Source organism: Phytobacter massiliensis JC163, assembly GCF_000321045.1.
GTDB classification, from domain to species: Bacteria; Pseudomonadota; Gammaproteobacteria; order Enterobacterales; family Enterobacteriaceae; genus Phytobacter_A; species Phytobacter_A massiliensis.
In genome coordinates, this window is the sequence record NZ_HE578946.1 from 712,201 (window position 1) to 727,389 (window position 15,189).

The 15,189-nt window shown below is 43.7% G+C and carries 14 protein-coding genes; 2 read left to right on the forward strand and 12 right to left on the reverse strand.

Annotation, left to right across the window (positions count from 1 at the left end; all coding sequences use genetic code 11):
* Nucleotides 1-2 precede the first annotated feature (2 nt).
* The 9 genes from ENTHG_RS26045 to ENTHG_RS13850 all read right to left on the reverse strand — a co-directional run bounded on the left by ENTHG_RS26045 (nucleotide 3) and on the right by ENTHG_RS13850 (nucleotide 10,232).
* The gene (locus ENTHG_RS26045) at nucleotides 3-275 is read right to left on the reverse strand and encodes a hypothetical protein (RefSeq protein ID WP_071825875.1); all 273 of its coding nucleotides are present in this window, start codon (nucleotides 273-275) and stop codon (nucleotides 3-5) included.
* Between the two features lie 187 nt (nucleotides 276-462).
* On the reverse strand, nucleotides 463-1,728 hold the full coding sequence (locus tag ENTHG_RS13815) for a relaxase/mobilization nuclease domain-containing protein (protein WP_044180572.1): 1,266 nt from the start codon (nucleotides 1,726-1,728) through the stop codon (nucleotides 463-465).
* Nucleotides 1,725-2,132 carry a hypothetical protein gene (locus tag ENTHG_RS13820; protein WP_044180573.1) on the reverse strand — a complete coding sequence of 136 codons (408 nt, stop codon included), beginning with the start codon at nucleotides 2,130-2,132 and terminating at the stop codon, nucleotides 1,725-1,727. Before ENTHG_RS13820 ends, ENTHG_RS13815 begins: the two co-directional genes overlap by 4 nt.
* Nucleotides 2,133-2,332: 200 nt before the next feature.
* Nucleotides 2,333-3,283, reverse strand: a complete 951-nt coding sequence (locus ENTHG_RS13825; RefSeq protein ID WP_044180575.1) for an ankyrin repeat domain-containing protein — start codon at nucleotides 3,281-3,283, stop codon at nucleotides 2,333-2,335.
* Nucleotides 3,284-3,297: 14 nt separating this feature from the next.
* Complete coding sequence (locus ENTHG_RS13830) at nucleotides 3,298-3,738, reverse strand: hypothetical protein (protein WP_044180577.1); 441 nt, start codon at nucleotides 3,736-3,738, stop codon at nucleotides 3,298-3,300.
* A 967-nt stretch (nucleotides 3,739-4,705) separates the two neighbouring features.
* A complete protein-coding gene (locus ENTHG_RS13835; protein WP_044180579.1) occupies nucleotides 4,706-6,175 on the reverse strand; it encodes a glycoside hydrolase family 1 protein in 1,470 nt (489 codons plus the stop codon).
* Between the two features lie 10 nt (nucleotides 6,176-6,185).
* On the reverse strand, nucleotides 6,186-8,087 hold the full coding sequence (locus tag ENTHG_RS13840; RefSeq protein ID WP_003863490.1) for a beta-glucoside-specific PTS transporter subunit IIABC: 1,902 nt from the start codon (nucleotides 8,085-8,087) through the stop codon (nucleotides 6,186-6,188).
* Nucleotides 8,088-8,204: 117 nt separating this feature from the next.
* Nucleotides 8,205-9,038 carry a BglG family transcription antiterminator LicT gene (licT, locus tag ENTHG_RS13845; protein WP_003863488.1) on the reverse strand — a complete coding sequence of 278 codons (834 nt, stop codon included), beginning with the start codon at nucleotides 9,036-9,038 and terminating at the stop codon, nucleotides 8,205-8,207.
* Between the two features lie 252 nt (nucleotides 9,039-9,290).
* On the reverse strand, nucleotides 9,291-10,232 hold the full coding sequence (locus ENTHG_RS13850) for an AEC family transporter (RefSeq protein WP_044180581.1): 942 nt from the start codon (nucleotides 10,230-10,232) through the stop codon (nucleotides 9,291-9,293).
* A 99-nt stretch (nucleotides 10,233-10,331) separates the two neighbouring features.
* Between ENTHG_RS13850 and ENTHG_RS13855 the strand changes: the two genes are divergently transcribed.
* On the forward strand, nucleotides 10,332-11,096 hold the full coding sequence (locus ENTHG_RS13855) for a LysR family transcriptional regulator (RefSeq protein WP_052332713.1): 765 nt from the start codon (nucleotides 10,332-10,334) through the stop codon (nucleotides 11,094-11,096).
* Between the two features lie 353 nt (nucleotides 11,097-11,449).
* Here ENTHG_RS13855 and ENTHG_RS13860 read toward each other — a convergent pair whose 3' ends face one another.
* Nucleotides 11,450-12,349: a LysR substrate-binding domain-containing protein gene (locus tag ENTHG_RS13860; RefSeq protein WP_032720466.1), complete on the reverse strand. Its 900-nt coding sequence runs from the start codon at nucleotides 12,347-12,349 to the stop codon at nucleotides 11,450-11,452.
* A gap of 131 nt (nucleotides 12,350-12,480) precedes the next feature.
* Between ENTHG_RS13860 and ENTHG_RS13865 the strand changes: the two genes are divergently transcribed.
* A complete protein-coding gene (locus ENTHG_RS13865) occupies nucleotides 12,481-13,800 on the forward strand; it encodes a 6-phospho-beta-glucosidase (RefSeq protein ID WP_003863483.1) in 1,320 nt (439 codons plus the stop codon).
* Between the two features lie 646 nt (nucleotides 13,801-14,446).
* Here the strand turns inward: ENTHG_RS13865 and ENTHG_RS13875 are convergent.
* On the reverse strand, nucleotides 14,447-14,656 hold the full coding sequence (locus ENTHG_RS13875) for a YdgH/BhsA/McbA-like domain containing protein (protein WP_044180586.1): 210 nt from the start codon (nucleotides 14,654-14,656) through the stop codon (nucleotides 14,447-14,449).
* A 175-nt stretch (nucleotides 14,657-14,831) separates the two neighbouring features.
* A complete protein-coding gene (gene trxA, locus ENTHG_RS13880) occupies nucleotides 14,832-15,164 on the reverse strand; it encodes a thioredoxin (RefSeq protein WP_003863476.1) in 333 nt (110 codons plus the stop codon).
* Between the last annotated feature and the right edge of the window lie 25 nt (nucleotides 15,165-15,189).

Consider the following 15,189-nt stretch of genomic DNA (forward strand, 5'->3'; position numbering starts at 1 on the left):
TATCACCGTATAAATACAACTCTGTCTGCATATGTCTTTTTAATTATGCAGATAAGAATAATAACGCTGGCAAAAAACGTAATGACTGAGACAGGAGTACTGCCGGTCAATGAAAATACTAACCAGGCGAGAGCTAATGCCACGAATTGAAAAAGGAATGCCACACTGAGCGGACTTTCACCATAGGCCACTTTTGCATGGCAACCTTTGCAAATCCGCACGCCGTGCGGGCTTTGTGTAAAGCAGAAGGGGCAGCTAATCGTTTTATTATCCATCATGACTCCGTGGCCTAATTTAAGGTGATGTATTTTTGAACATTTTCGATGAATGATCAGCTTTAGTAAAATTGCTTGTACCGATCGATGGATCTCAGTTGATAGGCTGTGACTATTATAACTATTTTATCGATCTATATAAACGATCAATAATTTGTTGACTTTAACCAAATCATGGATTTTTTACTTATGGTGCATGATAGGAATTATTTTTAACTGATTGTTCTTTAATGGGATTTTTTGTAATGGAATGACAGGGGGTCAGAAGATGCAGATGCAGGATTTGGTGGAAAGGATGTGCAGTGGCATGTAACAGAGACATGCCCCTGCGCCTGAGAAGCGCCACAATATGGCCGAGCAATCCAAGCCACGAATACAGACGACGCTGGCGGGGTATCTGACGAGCTGTATTATGCAGTTTGCTCCTGAGTTGAATGACACTCACTGTTTCCTGTTGTCTTTCCTGACGCATTTTTTCTTCAAGCTGAAGGATTTTCTCCAGAATCGTTTCCCGGTTTGCAGCCTGTTCTTCAGACTCGCATGATGGCACTGGCACTGGCACTGGCACTGGCACTGGCACTGGCACTGGCACTGGCACTGGCACTGGCACTGGCACTGACGCAGTTTTAGGTTTTGTTGGCTGCCGTGCTTCTTTCAGTAAAATCAGATGTTCCGGCGTAAAATCAACCAGTGCTTGCAGGGAAGACCAGCCATATTTTTTACCCAATTGAGAGGCTTTAAAGGCTATGCCCTGGTACTGAAATGAAAAACCATTCATTTTACCCGTTGTGGCGATATTGGGTTTGCAGCTCACGCCTTCCTGTCCCAGTAAACGGACAAATGTTAGTAAATCGGGGCGGCGGGTTAATGCATTGTCGATCAGGGCCTGCAACTGTGACTTAGGGCAGGGAGCTGCTGTTCGTTCTGCCATCATCAGCTCATTGCGTGAGGGTTTTCTTTTAGCCTGAGGGCGACTACTGGTTGCAGGTGTTGTTTCAGTGAGTCCGTGTATTCGCTCCAGTTCGCTGATAATTCGGGTGCTGACGAGATTTTCATTTTTCCCCAGGTACAGCTTTCCACCGACCATGTTAATGCGACTTGCAATGATATGGATATGCTGCCCGTCGGCATCGTCGTGAAGGATATAACAGCGAAGATGTGTGTCAGTGAATCCCATCCGGGTCATATAATCGTCAGCGAATGCCGCCCACTGTCTGGTTGACAGACTCTCACCCTTTGGCAGGCGAAGCGAATTATGCCATACAGGTTTGGCGACATCGGGGCGCAGCAGCTGGGTGCTTTTAAATTCACTTATAAGCTCAGTAGCAGTGCTGCTCGTCATGTTGCCACCGATAACATAAGGCGTGATTTTGTGGTGAGACCCTGACTTCAGGCTATAGAGAACCACACCTGTGAATTGTTTACCCCTTTTTATTTTCTGCATGCCTTTCATCGGTCTGACTCCAGAAAGGTTGTAGGAATAAGGTGATCTCTGAGAGTTTTGATTTGTCTACGTAGGGCAAAGAGTTCTGTACGGGTCAGTTCGCTGTCAGGGCTTTTGCTGTCGAGATGACTCAGCAGATGGTTTAAATCCTGTGAAAGGCTGCCAAGTTTAATCCATGCTTCACGATTAATTTCTGGCAGAACCGGCGGGAGTTTATTCAGGGAAGCCATCCTGAGCCATTCTCCTTTTTTAAACTGACCTCTTTTACTGTCGAGAATAATTAACTCTTCTTCATTTAATCTGACACTGATGCAGTGATGTCGTATTTCATTCTCAGGAAGTTTGTCAGTATGAAATTTACCGCGTTTTGATACTCTGGTTATATCATCATCATTACTCATGTCACTGTTCATAGTTATCCTTTTTTACATGTTTATTACTACAGATAACCGATGCAGTGAATAAGTCAAGCCGTTACGGGGTAAATAATACAATTGGTTGGGTTTAAAAAGTTATACCATTTGACAAATAGTATACCTAAGAGGATATATCAGATTAATGATCATGAAATAAAACCTTTCAGGCTAAGAAAAGGGTTGTTTACTTCAGCGCTTTAGAGTCTTTTTCGCACAGGTGCACGGGGGAGTTCTGGCTTCATTTCTTTTAACAGGTCTTTTTTCTCTCTTCCTGCGATATAAGAAAAAATCTTATCGGAGTCGGAACGCTGTCTGAGTATATCGTCGTCCATTCTGATACCATTTCGAATAAACCATTTCACTCTCTCTATGCCGGTGTAGATACCAATATGCTCATTGTGACAATTATAAAACTGAGTGTGCTTGATTTCGATATGTTGTTTGAGTTTGTTAAAGATTGATTTCATGTCTTTAACATATAGTTCAACTGTACAATGCTCTGCAAGCAGGAAATTAACACCATTATGTTTAAGTAATTTAATAAGATCTGAAGAGTTATAGTTGATATGCCTGATTAAAACAGGTGTGCTATCGATTTTTTCTATATGCCGGATAAGAGCACTGACGTTGGATCGGTAATGCCAGTTTCCATTGTTCATAGACAAATCGAGTACTGATTTACCATTATGGTCAGTATGATTAATATTGCAGCCTTTTTTTATCCAGTAGTCAAAACTATCTGTGGAATAGAGGTTGTAGAGTACAGTCTGGCCTTCATTATCAATACTGTGGATATCAGCACCTGCATTAATAAGAATTTCTGCACATTTTATATTATAGCGTTGTTGGTGGAGGCAAGATTGGCCTTGATTATTCTTGTGCTGAATATGAATGCCTGAATGGATTAATAATTCCAGAACGGTTGGGTTAGTGTTACAAAACAGTGCGTTATTGCCACAATTGTCTATATGGTTTAGTTCTATGCCTGCTTCAATCAGTGCTTTGGCGGCGTCTAATTGGTCGCAATAGAAATGGGCATTTCTACCACAATAATCAAAAGCATTAATATTTATTCCTGAATTTATGCAATTCATAACTTCCTCTCTTGTCTCACTTTGGATTAATATATTTATAATTTGATTGGTCATGGCGCTCTCCTTTTTTAAGCTACGAATTTGTTATAAATTTCATTGTTAGCACTATACTCTTTGATTTTTACGATATCGTCATAGATCCGTGAGAAAGAAAACCATGAGATCTCCATAAATTCTCTCTTCTTATTTTGATAAATGATATTGCACCCGCGAAACTGGAATGCATTGTTGAAGGTGTCATGGTTTGATTTTTTGAGAAAATGTACAAATGATTTAATTGTCTCTTTTTTGCTTACGTTGTAAGAGAGAAATGTATGAATTGAAAAGAGGGTTAAGATATTCCTCTCAGTAATCATATGTCTGGAGAAGTAACAAAAGTAAAAATCCTGCTCCTCACTTACTGGTTTTCCGAATACAGAAAATTGTGGGTTATATAATCTATAGGGATCTGTGTTCTTTTTAGTTTTGGCAAGATAGTTTGTCAGCGTTGGGTAATTTTGTTTTTTCATTTTTTATTCTCCTTTATTATTTTGGTGAAATGAATATATATTATTAAATAAATACAAATCAAATTTATTTTTTAATAACGAAAAAAAGAAAACGTTTTCCTTAATATAAAAATAATTTAACTGGATGTTTTTGATGTAAAATATACGCGCTTAGCAAAAAGTGCTATTTATAAACTAAATACATTATCGATTGTTGTTTTGTGATTGTAAGGTGATGGGGGTTATTTAGTGCATTATTTATTAGGGGGCTTGATTCGCTATCGATGATTGTTTTGTATGGTAAAAACGGTTGGTGGCTATCAGGTTTGAAATAAAGGTTTTAATGGGAAGAAATATTTCGTCTTTTCCCCATTTTGAAGGCTGTTCAAAACGTTTTTATATTTTCAGGGTGTATATATTTTGTAGGGTTAACTCCCTGGTCTTTAGATGAGCAATAAAATGATCATTGCCAGAAGTGATTTTAGCATCTTCTTCATTATCAAGATCAATTGGATTGCTTTTTGTTTCGACGATAAGGTGCTGCCGCTCAATTTTCTGAGCGAAATGAATTTTTATTTCAGATGTGTAACTGCATCCGAGTTTTCTATTCAATTGCTATGTAGATGAGATTGATTGTAACGCAAATAAAATCCAAGATGAACTCAATAGAGGTATTATAAGGCCACAGACGCGTGATACGTTTAATGTTGTTATGAAGCGAAAGTATCAAGATGAAGATATTGAGGCCATCATTCTGGTATGTACAAAGTTGCCCGTTCTGTTTGCGGGTACGGAGGCACCCGTTAAAGCACTGGATACAGTGTATATCCTCATTGTGACTTCGTTTGAACCACTTAATTAGTAAGAAACTTTGATGTAGATAACAATAAGGGACGTTATGCTCCGGTCCTGCGAATATTGTAAGCAATACTTTTAATGCGAACTATGTGTATTCAGGAACAGTCGATGACTGTCCCTGAAATAAGTTTTAACTCAAATCATTACCGTTCGAGGCGATCACTTTCTTATACCAGCTAAAACTTTTCTTACGAGTACGTTTAAGCGTTCCGTTGCCCATATCATCCTGATCAACATGAATAAAACCATAGCGCTTGGACATTTGTGATGTACTTGCGCTGACCATATCAATTGGTCCCCACCACGTATAACCAAATAGATCGACACCGTCAGCAATGGCTTCCTGCATTTGTTCAATATGCAGTCGCAGGTAATCGATACGGTAGTCATCCTGAATGATACCATCACTGCCAAGAACATCTACGGCACCCAGACCGTTTTCTGCTACAAAAAGGGGCTTCTGATAGCGGTCATATAACTGGTTCAGCGCCAGTCTCAGACCTTTCGGGTCAATCTGCCATCCCCAATCACTTTCAGGCAGATAAGGATTGCGAATCCCTCCGGTGATCAGATTCCCTTTGACACCTTCCAATTTTTCGGGATGTGCACTCACGGTGCTTGACATGTAATAACTGAAGGATACGAAATCGACAGGGTATTGACGCAATATTTCATCGTCGCCGCGTTCTTTTTGTAACACCACACCTTTTGTAGCAAACATTCTTTCTGTCCAGGCGGGATAAGCACCGCGAGCCTGTACGTCGCTGAAGAACAGGGAAACACGTTGAGCATCCTCGCAGGCCTGAATATCGTCAGGGTGGCAGGTATGTGGATACAGGATCTGATAGCTGATCATGCAACCCACTTTAGACTCCGGAATAATCTCGTGGCAGGCTTTAGTGGCGAGAGCACTTGCTACGAACTGATGATGCGCGCCCTGATACTTAGCCTGTTCAAGAGCCGGGTGATTCTCTTCAATGACACCGACGCTGACGTACGGATGATGTTTAACGCAGTTGATTTCATTAAACGTCATCCAGTACTTTACTTTGTGGCGGTAACGCTTAAAGACAGTAGTGGCAAACTGCAGATAAAAATCAATGATCTTCCGGTTTGGCCAGCCATCATATTCAGTAACCAGAGTAAGAGGCATTTCGTAGTGTGAAAGCGAAACCACTGGCTCAATGTTATGCTTACGCAACGTATCGAACACCCGGTCATAGAAAGCCAGACCGGCTTCATTTGGCTCAGATTCGTCACCACGCGGGAAGATACGAGTCCAGGCAATCGACATACGGAAGCATTTGAATCCCATTTCGGCGAAGAGCGCGATGTCCTCTTCATAATGGTGATAGAAGTCATTGCCTTTGCGCTTAGGGTAGTACTTTTTGCTGGCCGGGTTCTGAGCCTCCGCCACCTGCGCATGCGTCATTCCGGCCCACTGATCAAGCCATGTCTCTTTCGGCGCATTAATATCAAAGATAAAGACATCGGAGGCTGATAAGCCTTTGCCATCTACGTCATGCGCGCCTTCCAGCTGATTAGCCGCCGTTGCGCCACCCCAAAGGAAATTATCAGGAAATGATTTAGAAAATGTCACTTGTTCCCCCTTACACAGCTGCTGCTGTCAGTTTCAAAAAAGCTTCACGTGGTTCCACTTTAGTTTGTGAAATCAGGCTGATGTCGTTATAACGTTCTGTATTGGTCACGATAATGATGATGCTCGGATCGATGTTATCCGCCTGTAATGCATCGAGGTCGAAGCTGATAAGTGGCTCACCGACTCTCACAAGCTGCTCGTCGTCAACATGACGCGTAAAACCTTTCCCGTTCAGCTTGACGGTATCGATGCCGATATGAATCAGAATTTCTGCCCCCGATTCGCTCTCCAGCGTAATGGCATGGTTGGTCGCAAATACAGAACCTACCCGGCCATTTAGCGGCGAGACCAGTTGACCGTTCACCGGGACGATAGCAATCCCTTTACCAAAGACCTCATCGGCAAAAACAGGGTCGCTCACTTCCGAAAGCGGAATAAGTTTCCCTTCTGCCGGTGCATACAGTTGTTCGCCTGCCGCAACGTTTACACGGCTAATACCCGCCTGCAAATCTTTAGACTGGGCTGCTACGATATCAGTTTCAGTAGCTGTAGCTGGCTGAACTTCAGCCGCTTCCTCAAAGCCCAGCACTACCGTCACCAGAGCGGCAACGGCGAAGGCTAATGCGATGCTGGCCAGCGCCCATCCGAATCCCTCGCCGGCAAGTGCAGGTAAACCTGACAAGCCACTTAAGGCGTACGCATATGCCTTCACGCCCATGGTCATTGCCAGGCATCCGCCTGCCGCACCGCCAATCAGTGCTGCGGCGAACGGTTTTTTGAAACGGATGTTGATACCGTACATTGCGGGTTCAGATACACCCATCAGGGCACTGAAAGAGGTCGACAAGGCCAGGGTCCGGGTCTTCTTGTTGCGGGAGCGCAGGAACACCCCGAAAGCGGCACCTGCCTGCCCAAAGTTTGCGACAAACATGAGGGGTTTGATGGGATCGAAGCCCAGGCGTGTGATGTTATTGATCATGATGGGGACGAGCACATAATGCATACCGGTAATGATCATCAGGGATAACGTCCCGCCCACCACAATCCCGGCAAGCGGGCCCATATTCTCCACAAGCCAGATGATTCCGCCAGAAAGTGAGTTGCCGATGAAAATTCCGGCCGGACCAATGAATATAAGCATCACCGGAGCGACAATCATCAGGCTCAGCAGTGGAGAAAACATCATTCGAATGGAAGCGGGAATGACACGATTAAAGAAGCGTTCAACGTAACTCAGTAGCCAGATTGAAAACAAAATCGGGATGACGGAGTTAGCATAAGAAACAGGTGAGACTGTTAACCCGGCAAAGGCAACAGGATCGCCTGATTTCAGTAACGTAGTCAGTGTCGGGTGAAAAAGAATGGCTGCCAGTGCAACGGAGAGATACGGGTTCGCACCAAATTTCAGACCGGCACTGAAGGCCAGCACCATTGGCATAAAGTAGAACACACCATCGCTGATGGCCGTCATGATCTGATAGGTCTGATTAGTGGCTGTCACCCAGCCGAAGGTGACGAAAAGAGATAAAACGCCCTTAAGAATACCGGCCCCGGCAATCGCAGGTATGATAGGAGAAAAAATGCCTGAAATGACTTCGAAGGCCAGAGACACGGGATTGCGGCGCTTTTCCTCAACCTTTTCATCCATCTTATCCTCCGCCACAAGGCGTGGGATCTCATCCTGAATTGCCCTGAGTACCTGCGTCACTTTATTGCCAATAATGACCTGGAACTGATCGCCTGACAGATTAACGCCCATAACGCCATCGAGTTGCATCAGTGCTTCACGATCGGGCTTATCATTATCTTTCAGACTGAATCGCAGGCGCGTGATGCAATGAAAAACAGAATTGATGTTTGCATCGCCACCAAGAAGCGCAATAATCCTGCGCGCGGTATGTTGATAATCCACAGAAATACTCTCCAGATTTAGGGCAACAGCTGCCCGTTCACAAACGCCGGTATTAACCGGACACCTTGCTTCCTCTGGGGTTTGCCTGATTTAACAGTAACAAGCCTAAATGGAATTTTACTGACGGCTTAATACGTTGCCGATATGCACCGTCAGGTATAACTTTTCTGAACTGCTCATGGAATGGTTGTAATTTTTCGCCACAAATTCGCTAATCGCCTGAACACATTCCAGCGTCTTTTCATAACGTTTGGGCATTTGCGCGAACAGTTCTGCATCATCATTATTAAGAATCTCGCCTGCCATTACCCTCTGAGCAAAGAATTTTAAATGCGTAACAAATCGCTGATAATTCAGGCTTTGTTCGTCAATACTTATCGCAAACCAGTACTTTACGATATTCTGGATCTGGAAGATTAGCCGGGTCATCTCCATAACCTGCCCATCCGGGACATTCATGGAGGCATTCACGATATGAAGGGTGATGCTGCAGGCTTCCGCATCCGGTAACAGTTGCCCGGTACGCGAAGCGATCAACGCCAGAGCCTGCCGTCCGACCAGGTATTCTTTACGGTATAAATGGCGGACCTCCCACTCCAGTGGGTTCTGAATTTCAAGGCCCTCAGAATAACGCTTAAGTGCAAAGTTCAAATGGTCTGCCAGCGAGACATACAAGGTATCGCTCAGGGGGTATCCAAGAGAGTTTCTCGCCAGCGTAACGATGTCATCCGTCAACTGAATGATTTCTACCGGCACTTCATTAAGTAAAACCTTAAAGCGATCCGAGACTGATCCTTCTGCCAGACTGAAGGTCTTTTCAATGTTTTTTTCATCAACAATATCGCCTACTCTGGCATTAAAGCCCAGACCGCGGCCCGTCAGGATAAACTCAGCTCCGCTTGCATCGGAAACGCTGACGACGTTGTTATTAAGTACCTGTTTGATAATCATCGCCAACTCCAGAAACGCAAAACGGGCAAAACATAAGTACAGCCAGGGAAGACCCCTGTGGCTGCGTTTACGTTTTGCCCGCCGAACGGTAACAAGCTGTATAATCTCAAGAAGATATAATTCAAACTTATGAACTGTCAAGGAAGCGTAAATTTATGAGCCCACTTTCATTCAGAAGTGTGATCATTGTTTGATTCTTGCTCCAGTCTGCACTCACTGGGCGATTAACCTAACGGATCCGGCTGCCGTTAATTATAAACCGATGGTGTACAGATAAGCAGAAAGTGTAAACATAGAAAGCACTGTTGAAACCAGTACACATTTCGATGTTGTTGATGCCTCGCGACGATAGAACTCAGCCAGCATAAATGGTCCTGTACCTGTTGGTAATGCCGCCAGTAACACTGCGGTGTGAACCAGAAGAGGTGACAGGTGAAACACTTTTGTAGCAAACCACCATGTTAAAGCTGGTTGAATCAATAACTTAAGTACTACTAATAGCGTTACCGTAAAATTATCATTGTTCGTCTTTTTATCTGACTGACCGGCAAGGAATAACCCCAGTGCAATAAGTGCGCAAGGCGACGCGGCTCCACCAAGTAACTTCAGGAACACATTTATTGAGTCCGGCACGGTTAATCCCGACAGCGGAATACATATGGCGATAGCCGGAGATACGAGTAACGGATTTTTAATCAAGGACTTCGCTACACGCGTAAAAATGATGCGCCGTTTCACTTCACCCTGCAGCCCGGTTTCGATAATGATAATACCAATACCAAACAGCACAGAGACGGTCAAAATTGTGGCGATGAGTGTGGGTGCTAGGGCTTCATGGCCTAAAAAAACGATGACAAGAGGGAAACCGATAAACCCTGTATTAGCATAACCCGCGTTCAGTGCATCGATAGCTGCATCTACAAGGTGGCGGGTGCGTCTCAGCTGAACAAATAAGGTCAGGAAAAACACCACCATCATCCCTATCGAAAAGGCACTGATAAACGCAGGCTGAGCCAGATCTGCCCACATTGCATTGGCAATGATATCGAAAAGCAAAGCAGGTAACGCCAGGTATACAACAAAGCGGTTAAGTTCAGTCAGGGCTGTTTCGCCCAATATTTTTAGCTTACGAGCTAGCCAGCCAACCAGGATGAGAGCAAATACAGGCAGGACAACGTTTAAAGTGGATAACATGTACGGAACTCAAAAGAGAAAAAAGCTACTCTAGAGATATTGACCTATATATTCCAATGCCTTTTTATATTGTTATCCATGCAAAAAAGGTATGAACAGATGTCCGATTTTAGACAGTTGAACTATTTCTTGACCCTTGCCGAATGTCTCAACTACGGCAAGGCAGCAAAAGTACTTAACATTTCGCAGCCACCTTTAAGTAGACAGATTGCTTCACTGGAGCATCAACTCGGTGTGAAGTTATTTAATCGCCATCACTATGGTGTCTCACTGACTGAAGCCGGCAGGATGTTCTACGCCGATACCCGTGCGGTCGTCAGTGCGTATGAACTTGCCTGCCGAAATGTCAGAAAAATGGCTACTGGCGAAAAGGGTAAGCTGTCAGTAGGTTTTATGATGCACGCTGCGTACTCTACACTTCCTGAACTCACTAAACAGGTGATTACGCAATTCCCCGATTTACATCTTATATTGCAGGAAGTCACACCGGCTACCCTGGTCGATGCCGTGCTGGAAGCAAAATATGATGTAGGTCTGGTTTTCAATCCGGGGCCGGTTCGTTTACTACAATGTCTAACATTGCATCGTGAAAACTTGTGCCTGGCAGTCAATGAAACTCACTCTCTTGCAGATGAAAAAAAGGTTGGCGTTGATCGATTAAAAAACGAGCCAATTATCGCTACTCCACACTCGGTTGCACCAGTATTAAGAGATATGATCGATCTTTACTTGCGCCAAGGGGGAATCGAGCCTTATTACCGACTAGAAACGCAGTTACAACAGACTATTATCAGCCTGGTTGCTGAAGGCATTGGTGTGGCAATTGTTCCAGAATCAGTAAAAAATTACATTATGCTGGCGTAAAATATCTTGAACTTGAGCAGAGCCCAGCTATAGAACAGGTTATCATCTGGCATCAAGATAACAGTAATCCAGCCCTGAATTCTTTTACACGTCTGGCCAGAGCGATAGCTGAAAGATAGCTACCTCAACTCTACGTGAGACTTCTTTTTAAATCTTTCGGAAATGATTCAGAGAGGTTTCATAGAGCTGGATCGATCCAATGTGAATAGACTAACTAAGTAGATCTGCCATATTTTTAACCTATATTCTTACCATAATTATCGCTCAATGCACCTCAACGGTGCGTAATGAGATATTCTGCACGCTCGTAATGGATGATCTACATAATATCGCTGCATTTTTTTATGCTGTTATTATTCATTAATTATACTTCGTACCCATTCAGTTAATGCCTTAACGCCCGGCCTTGAACGGTTCTCGCGAGGCATTATCAAATCATATCCGCGCTTAGCCTGCACCTCTTTGTTAAACGGAATGGTAAGTTTTCCCTCAGCAATGTACTTTTTAACCAGTTGTTTTCTACCCATCGCTATACCGCTCCCTGTAAGAGCTGCTTCAATCGACATATGGCAGTTATTGAAGCTCATGAAGTTTTTTTCAAGAGGTAGCTCAGTTTGGGTTGCGGAACACCATTCTCGCCATTCGGAGAATGTATCCTGCGAATCAACGGATTCAGAAGCATGAATAAACCGTACTTTTTCAAACCAATTGTTATCCTGTCTGATTCGTTGACTTAGAGCAGGGGTGCAAACGGGTACCAGCCACTCATCAGCAAGCCGCTCGCAATAAAGATCAGGATATTTTTGCATGCCGTAGTAGATTGCTATATCCACACGTTCATGGTTGAAATTAATCAGTCCAGCACGAACTCGAAAATTGATATTGAGATTTGGCCAACGCAGGGCGAATTCTTCCAGACGGGGCATTAGCCAGATAAAGGAAAATGTTGGTGGTAATCCTACCGATAACGTTCCGCGTAGCCCTTGCACGCGGATGTCTTCGATTTCGTCATCAATGCGCTTTAGTGAAGACGACAAAATGCCCAGCAACCGAGCACCTTCGTTCGTCAACTGCAATTTACGCGTCAAGCGAATAAACAACCGAAATCCTAGCATCTCTTCAAGATGACGTATGCGCTGGCTGACTGCTCCTTGGGTAAGGTTCAGGATATTAGCCGCCCTGGTGAAACTCATATGAAGTGCCGCGCATTCAAACGTATGCAGTAGTGCCAGTATGTTTTGTTGTGCCAACATAGGCCTTTAGTACCTTTAATCGTCTTTACGCATTAATCCACCTAATGGATACCCTCTTAAAGATCGTTTGTCAATTACTAATGAACGGCCTTAAATGGCACCGTTAATACTCATTTAAAAGAGGTGACCCTATGGAAGGTTTGAAGATTGTTGTTATAGGTGCTGGCTCAAGTTATACCCCTGAGCTGATGGAGGGAATTATTAAACGCCAGCATGAGTTCCCGGTGCGTGAAATTTGGCTGGTCGATATTGAAGACGGGCGCGAAAAAATGGCCATCATCGCTGGGCTGACACGCAGAATGTTGGAAAAAAATGGTCTCGATATTACCGTCCATGAAACGCTGGATCGCCAGAAGGCGCTGGCTGGGGCTAACTTTGTTTGTTCGCAATTCAGGGCTGGGTGCCTGGAAGCGCGCATAAGCGATGAGCGTATTTCATTAAAATATAACATGATTGGTCAGGAAACTAACGGACTGGGCGGTTTTGCTAATGCCTGCCGAACTATTCCAATTGCACTGGAAATCGCAGCCGAGATGGAAAAACTTTGTCCAGACGCATGGTTGCTGAACTTTACAAATCCTTCAGGCATGGTTACGGAAGCGATACTTAAGCATTCCTCGGTGAAAACAGTGGGATTGTGTAATGTGCCGGTAATTATGCAGAAAGGTATTGCCGGTATGTTCGGCGTAGAGGATATCAACGAATTTATCATGCAGGTTGCGGGGCTGAACCACTTTATTTTTGCCCGACATGTCTGGTTTAAAGGGAAAGATATTATTCCGGACATAATCAGCAATATTGAGCAGGGAAATGATCCACTTATTCCGAAAAACATCCCTCCGTTTAAATGGCCAGCAGGAATGCTCAAAAACATGAGGATGCTTCCATGTCCTTATCATCGTTACTACTATATGAGTGATGATATGTATCGCCAGGAACTCAGTGAAGCAAAAGGAGAAGGTACGCGTGGTGAAGTGGTGAAGCAACTCGAAAAAGAGCTTTTTGATATTTACCGCAATCCAGAACTTGCTGAAAAACCCAAAGCTCTTGAGGGCCGCGGCGGGCAATTTTACTCCGATGCCGCCTGCGAATTAATGAGCGCAATTTACAATGATAAACGTATCATTATGCACGTTAATACGCGTAACAATGGCGCTATATCAGGTCTTCCTGATAATTGTGCGGTAGAAGTGAGTTCGATGATCACCAGCTCAGGTCCAATACCGCTCAATGTCGAACCTTTCCCGGACGATATTATGTGCCAAATTCAGCTGATGAAAACTTTTGAGCAGTTGACTATTGAAGCAGCCGTGACCGGAGACCGACATACAGCATGGCGCGGATTAGTAATAAATCCGTTAATCAAGAGCGGAGCATCCCTTGAAAAAGCATTGGATGAAGTTATTGTACATAACCGCGCGTTGATGCCTGCATTCCACACATCTAATTAAAATTGAAATAATTGACTCAAAAGGCTATCTATTGATGGCCTTTTTCTATTGCATTAAATAAAGGCAAGTATGGGCTTAGAGAGGAAGTATGTGAATCACCCTCGACAGCAATACTTTGTTCTTTAACAGTAGATTTAATATAAGAAATATTATCCCAACTAAGTCATTGGTTTTAAGTCAAACATTAAAAAACATGACTTTGACTGTTTATCTCCAGGGATCATGCGTTGCAGTGTCCTGAGACTGGCCAAGTAAACGGATCATCGTGACCACAGAATGTGATGACACAAAACAGATCCTGTACTGTTCCAACGGTAGTGAGGAGATATCCTCTCCATGCTCTGTTTCGATTTCTTGTATTACCTGCACATCAAACACCGCCGCTACCTACCTGATCACGTGACGCACGTTCCGTCAGCGGCATCAATAATGATGAATTCAGAACGGGTTGGGCTCGTCTCAGAAATACGTACTTCCCTGATCATTATGTATGGGTTGTTTTCGCATGCTTTTAACAGCGATACAGTCTATGTTAAGGAACAGATCCTTTAAGGAAATACCAACAGGACTTCCCTTTTTGCCATTCAACTGTACGCTGCAGGGCCTTGTATTAAGTACTTAAACCTACTGCCTGCCACAAACCCGTTCAGTGTGTTAATTTTGCAGTCATATGCACTCTGTTGCCGCTGTATGCTTCAGTGATGGAATATTCTGCTCCGGCTTCTTTTGCTTTTGCTGCGATCTTTGCATGGGCTTCATCGAGCGTACTGCCTGTTGCGGTGACAGACTGTGCAAAGCTGGTTAACGAAACCAGTGAAAGAGCAGTGATGATAAAAAATTTATTAATGGCTTTCATGATATTTCCTCAGTTATTTAATAACACTTTGCTAAGTTAAGATACAAATGTGACGGGTTAAAAATAACCCATGGTAATTTCATTTATGTGCTTCAGTTTAATGAGATGGTTTAATAACGCTATCGTCTATGAAATTAAACAATTGCTTTATCTTCCTCATTGCTTTTAACGATAACTATTTTTCAGTAGTTAAGTAATCATTCAGTTTTTCTTCTATCTGTTTTTTGGGCAAAGCACCACCAAATTCCAGAACGATCTCCCCTTTATTAAATACTTTGAAGGAGGGTATCGAGCGAATACCATAGATGCTGGCCAGTTCGACATTTTCATCGATATTGACCTTCACAACTTTCAGCCGGGTTTCATGCTCACCTGAAAGTTGTTCGATGGTTGGTGCGACTGAGACACAGGGTGGACACCATGGCGCCCAGAAATCCACCAAAACAGGAAGGTTGTTGTTCAGTACTTCCTGTGAAAACGTCTCTTTATTAACACTCTTGACTGACATAGGATACCTCTCGCAATGCTCTTGA

Excerpts from the sequence above, each read along its gene's own strand:
- ENTHG_RS13865 (WP_003863483.1), top strand. The coding sequence starts at position 12,481 with ATGGAAGGTTTGAAGATTGTTGTTATAGGTGCTGGCTCAAGTTATACC.
- ENTHG_RS13860 (WP_032720466.1), bottom strand. The coding sequence starts at position 12,349 with ATGTTGGCACAACAAAACATACTGGCACTACTGCATACGTTTGAATGC.
- licT (WP_003863488.1), bottom strand. The coding sequence starts at position 9,038 with ATGATTATCAAACAGGTACTTAATAACAACGTCGTCAGCGTTTCCGAT.
- ENTHG_RS13820 (WP_044180573.1), bottom strand. The coding sequence starts at position 2,132 with ATGAACAGTGACATGAGTAATGATGATGATATAACCAGAGTATCAAAA.
- ENTHG_RS13830 (WP_044180577.1), bottom strand. The coding sequence starts at position 3,738 with ATGAAAAAACAAAATTACCCAACGCTGACAAACTATCTTGCCAAAACT.
- ENTHG_RS26045 (WP_071825875.1), bottom strand. The coding sequence starts at position 275 with ATGGATAATAAAACGATTAGCTGCCCCTTCTGCTTTACACAAAGCCCG.
- ENTHG_RS13850 (WP_044180581.1), bottom strand. The coding sequence starts at position 10,232 with ATGTTATCCACTTTAAACGTTGTCCTGCCTGTATTTGCTCTCATCCTG.
- ENTHG_RS13875 (WP_044180586.1), bottom strand. The coding sequence starts at position 14,656 with ATGAAAGCCATTAATAAATTTTTTATCATCACTGCTCTTTCACTGGTT.
- trxA (WP_003863476.1), bottom strand. The coding sequence starts at position 15,164 with ATGTCAGTCAAGAGTGTTAATAAAGAGACGTTTTCACAGGAAGTACTG.
- ENTHG_RS13825 (WP_044180575.1), bottom strand. The coding sequence starts at position 3,283 with ATGACCAATCAAATTATAAATATATTAATCCAAAGTGAGACAAGAGAG.
- ENTHG_RS13855 (WP_052332713.1), top strand. The coding sequence starts at position 10,332 with ATGTCCGATTTTAGACAGTTGAACTATTTCTTGACCCTTGCCGAATGT.
- ENTHG_RS13815 (WP_044180572.1), bottom strand. The coding sequence starts at position 1,728 with ATGAAAGGCATGCAGAAAATAAAAAGGGGTAAACAATTCACAGGTGTG.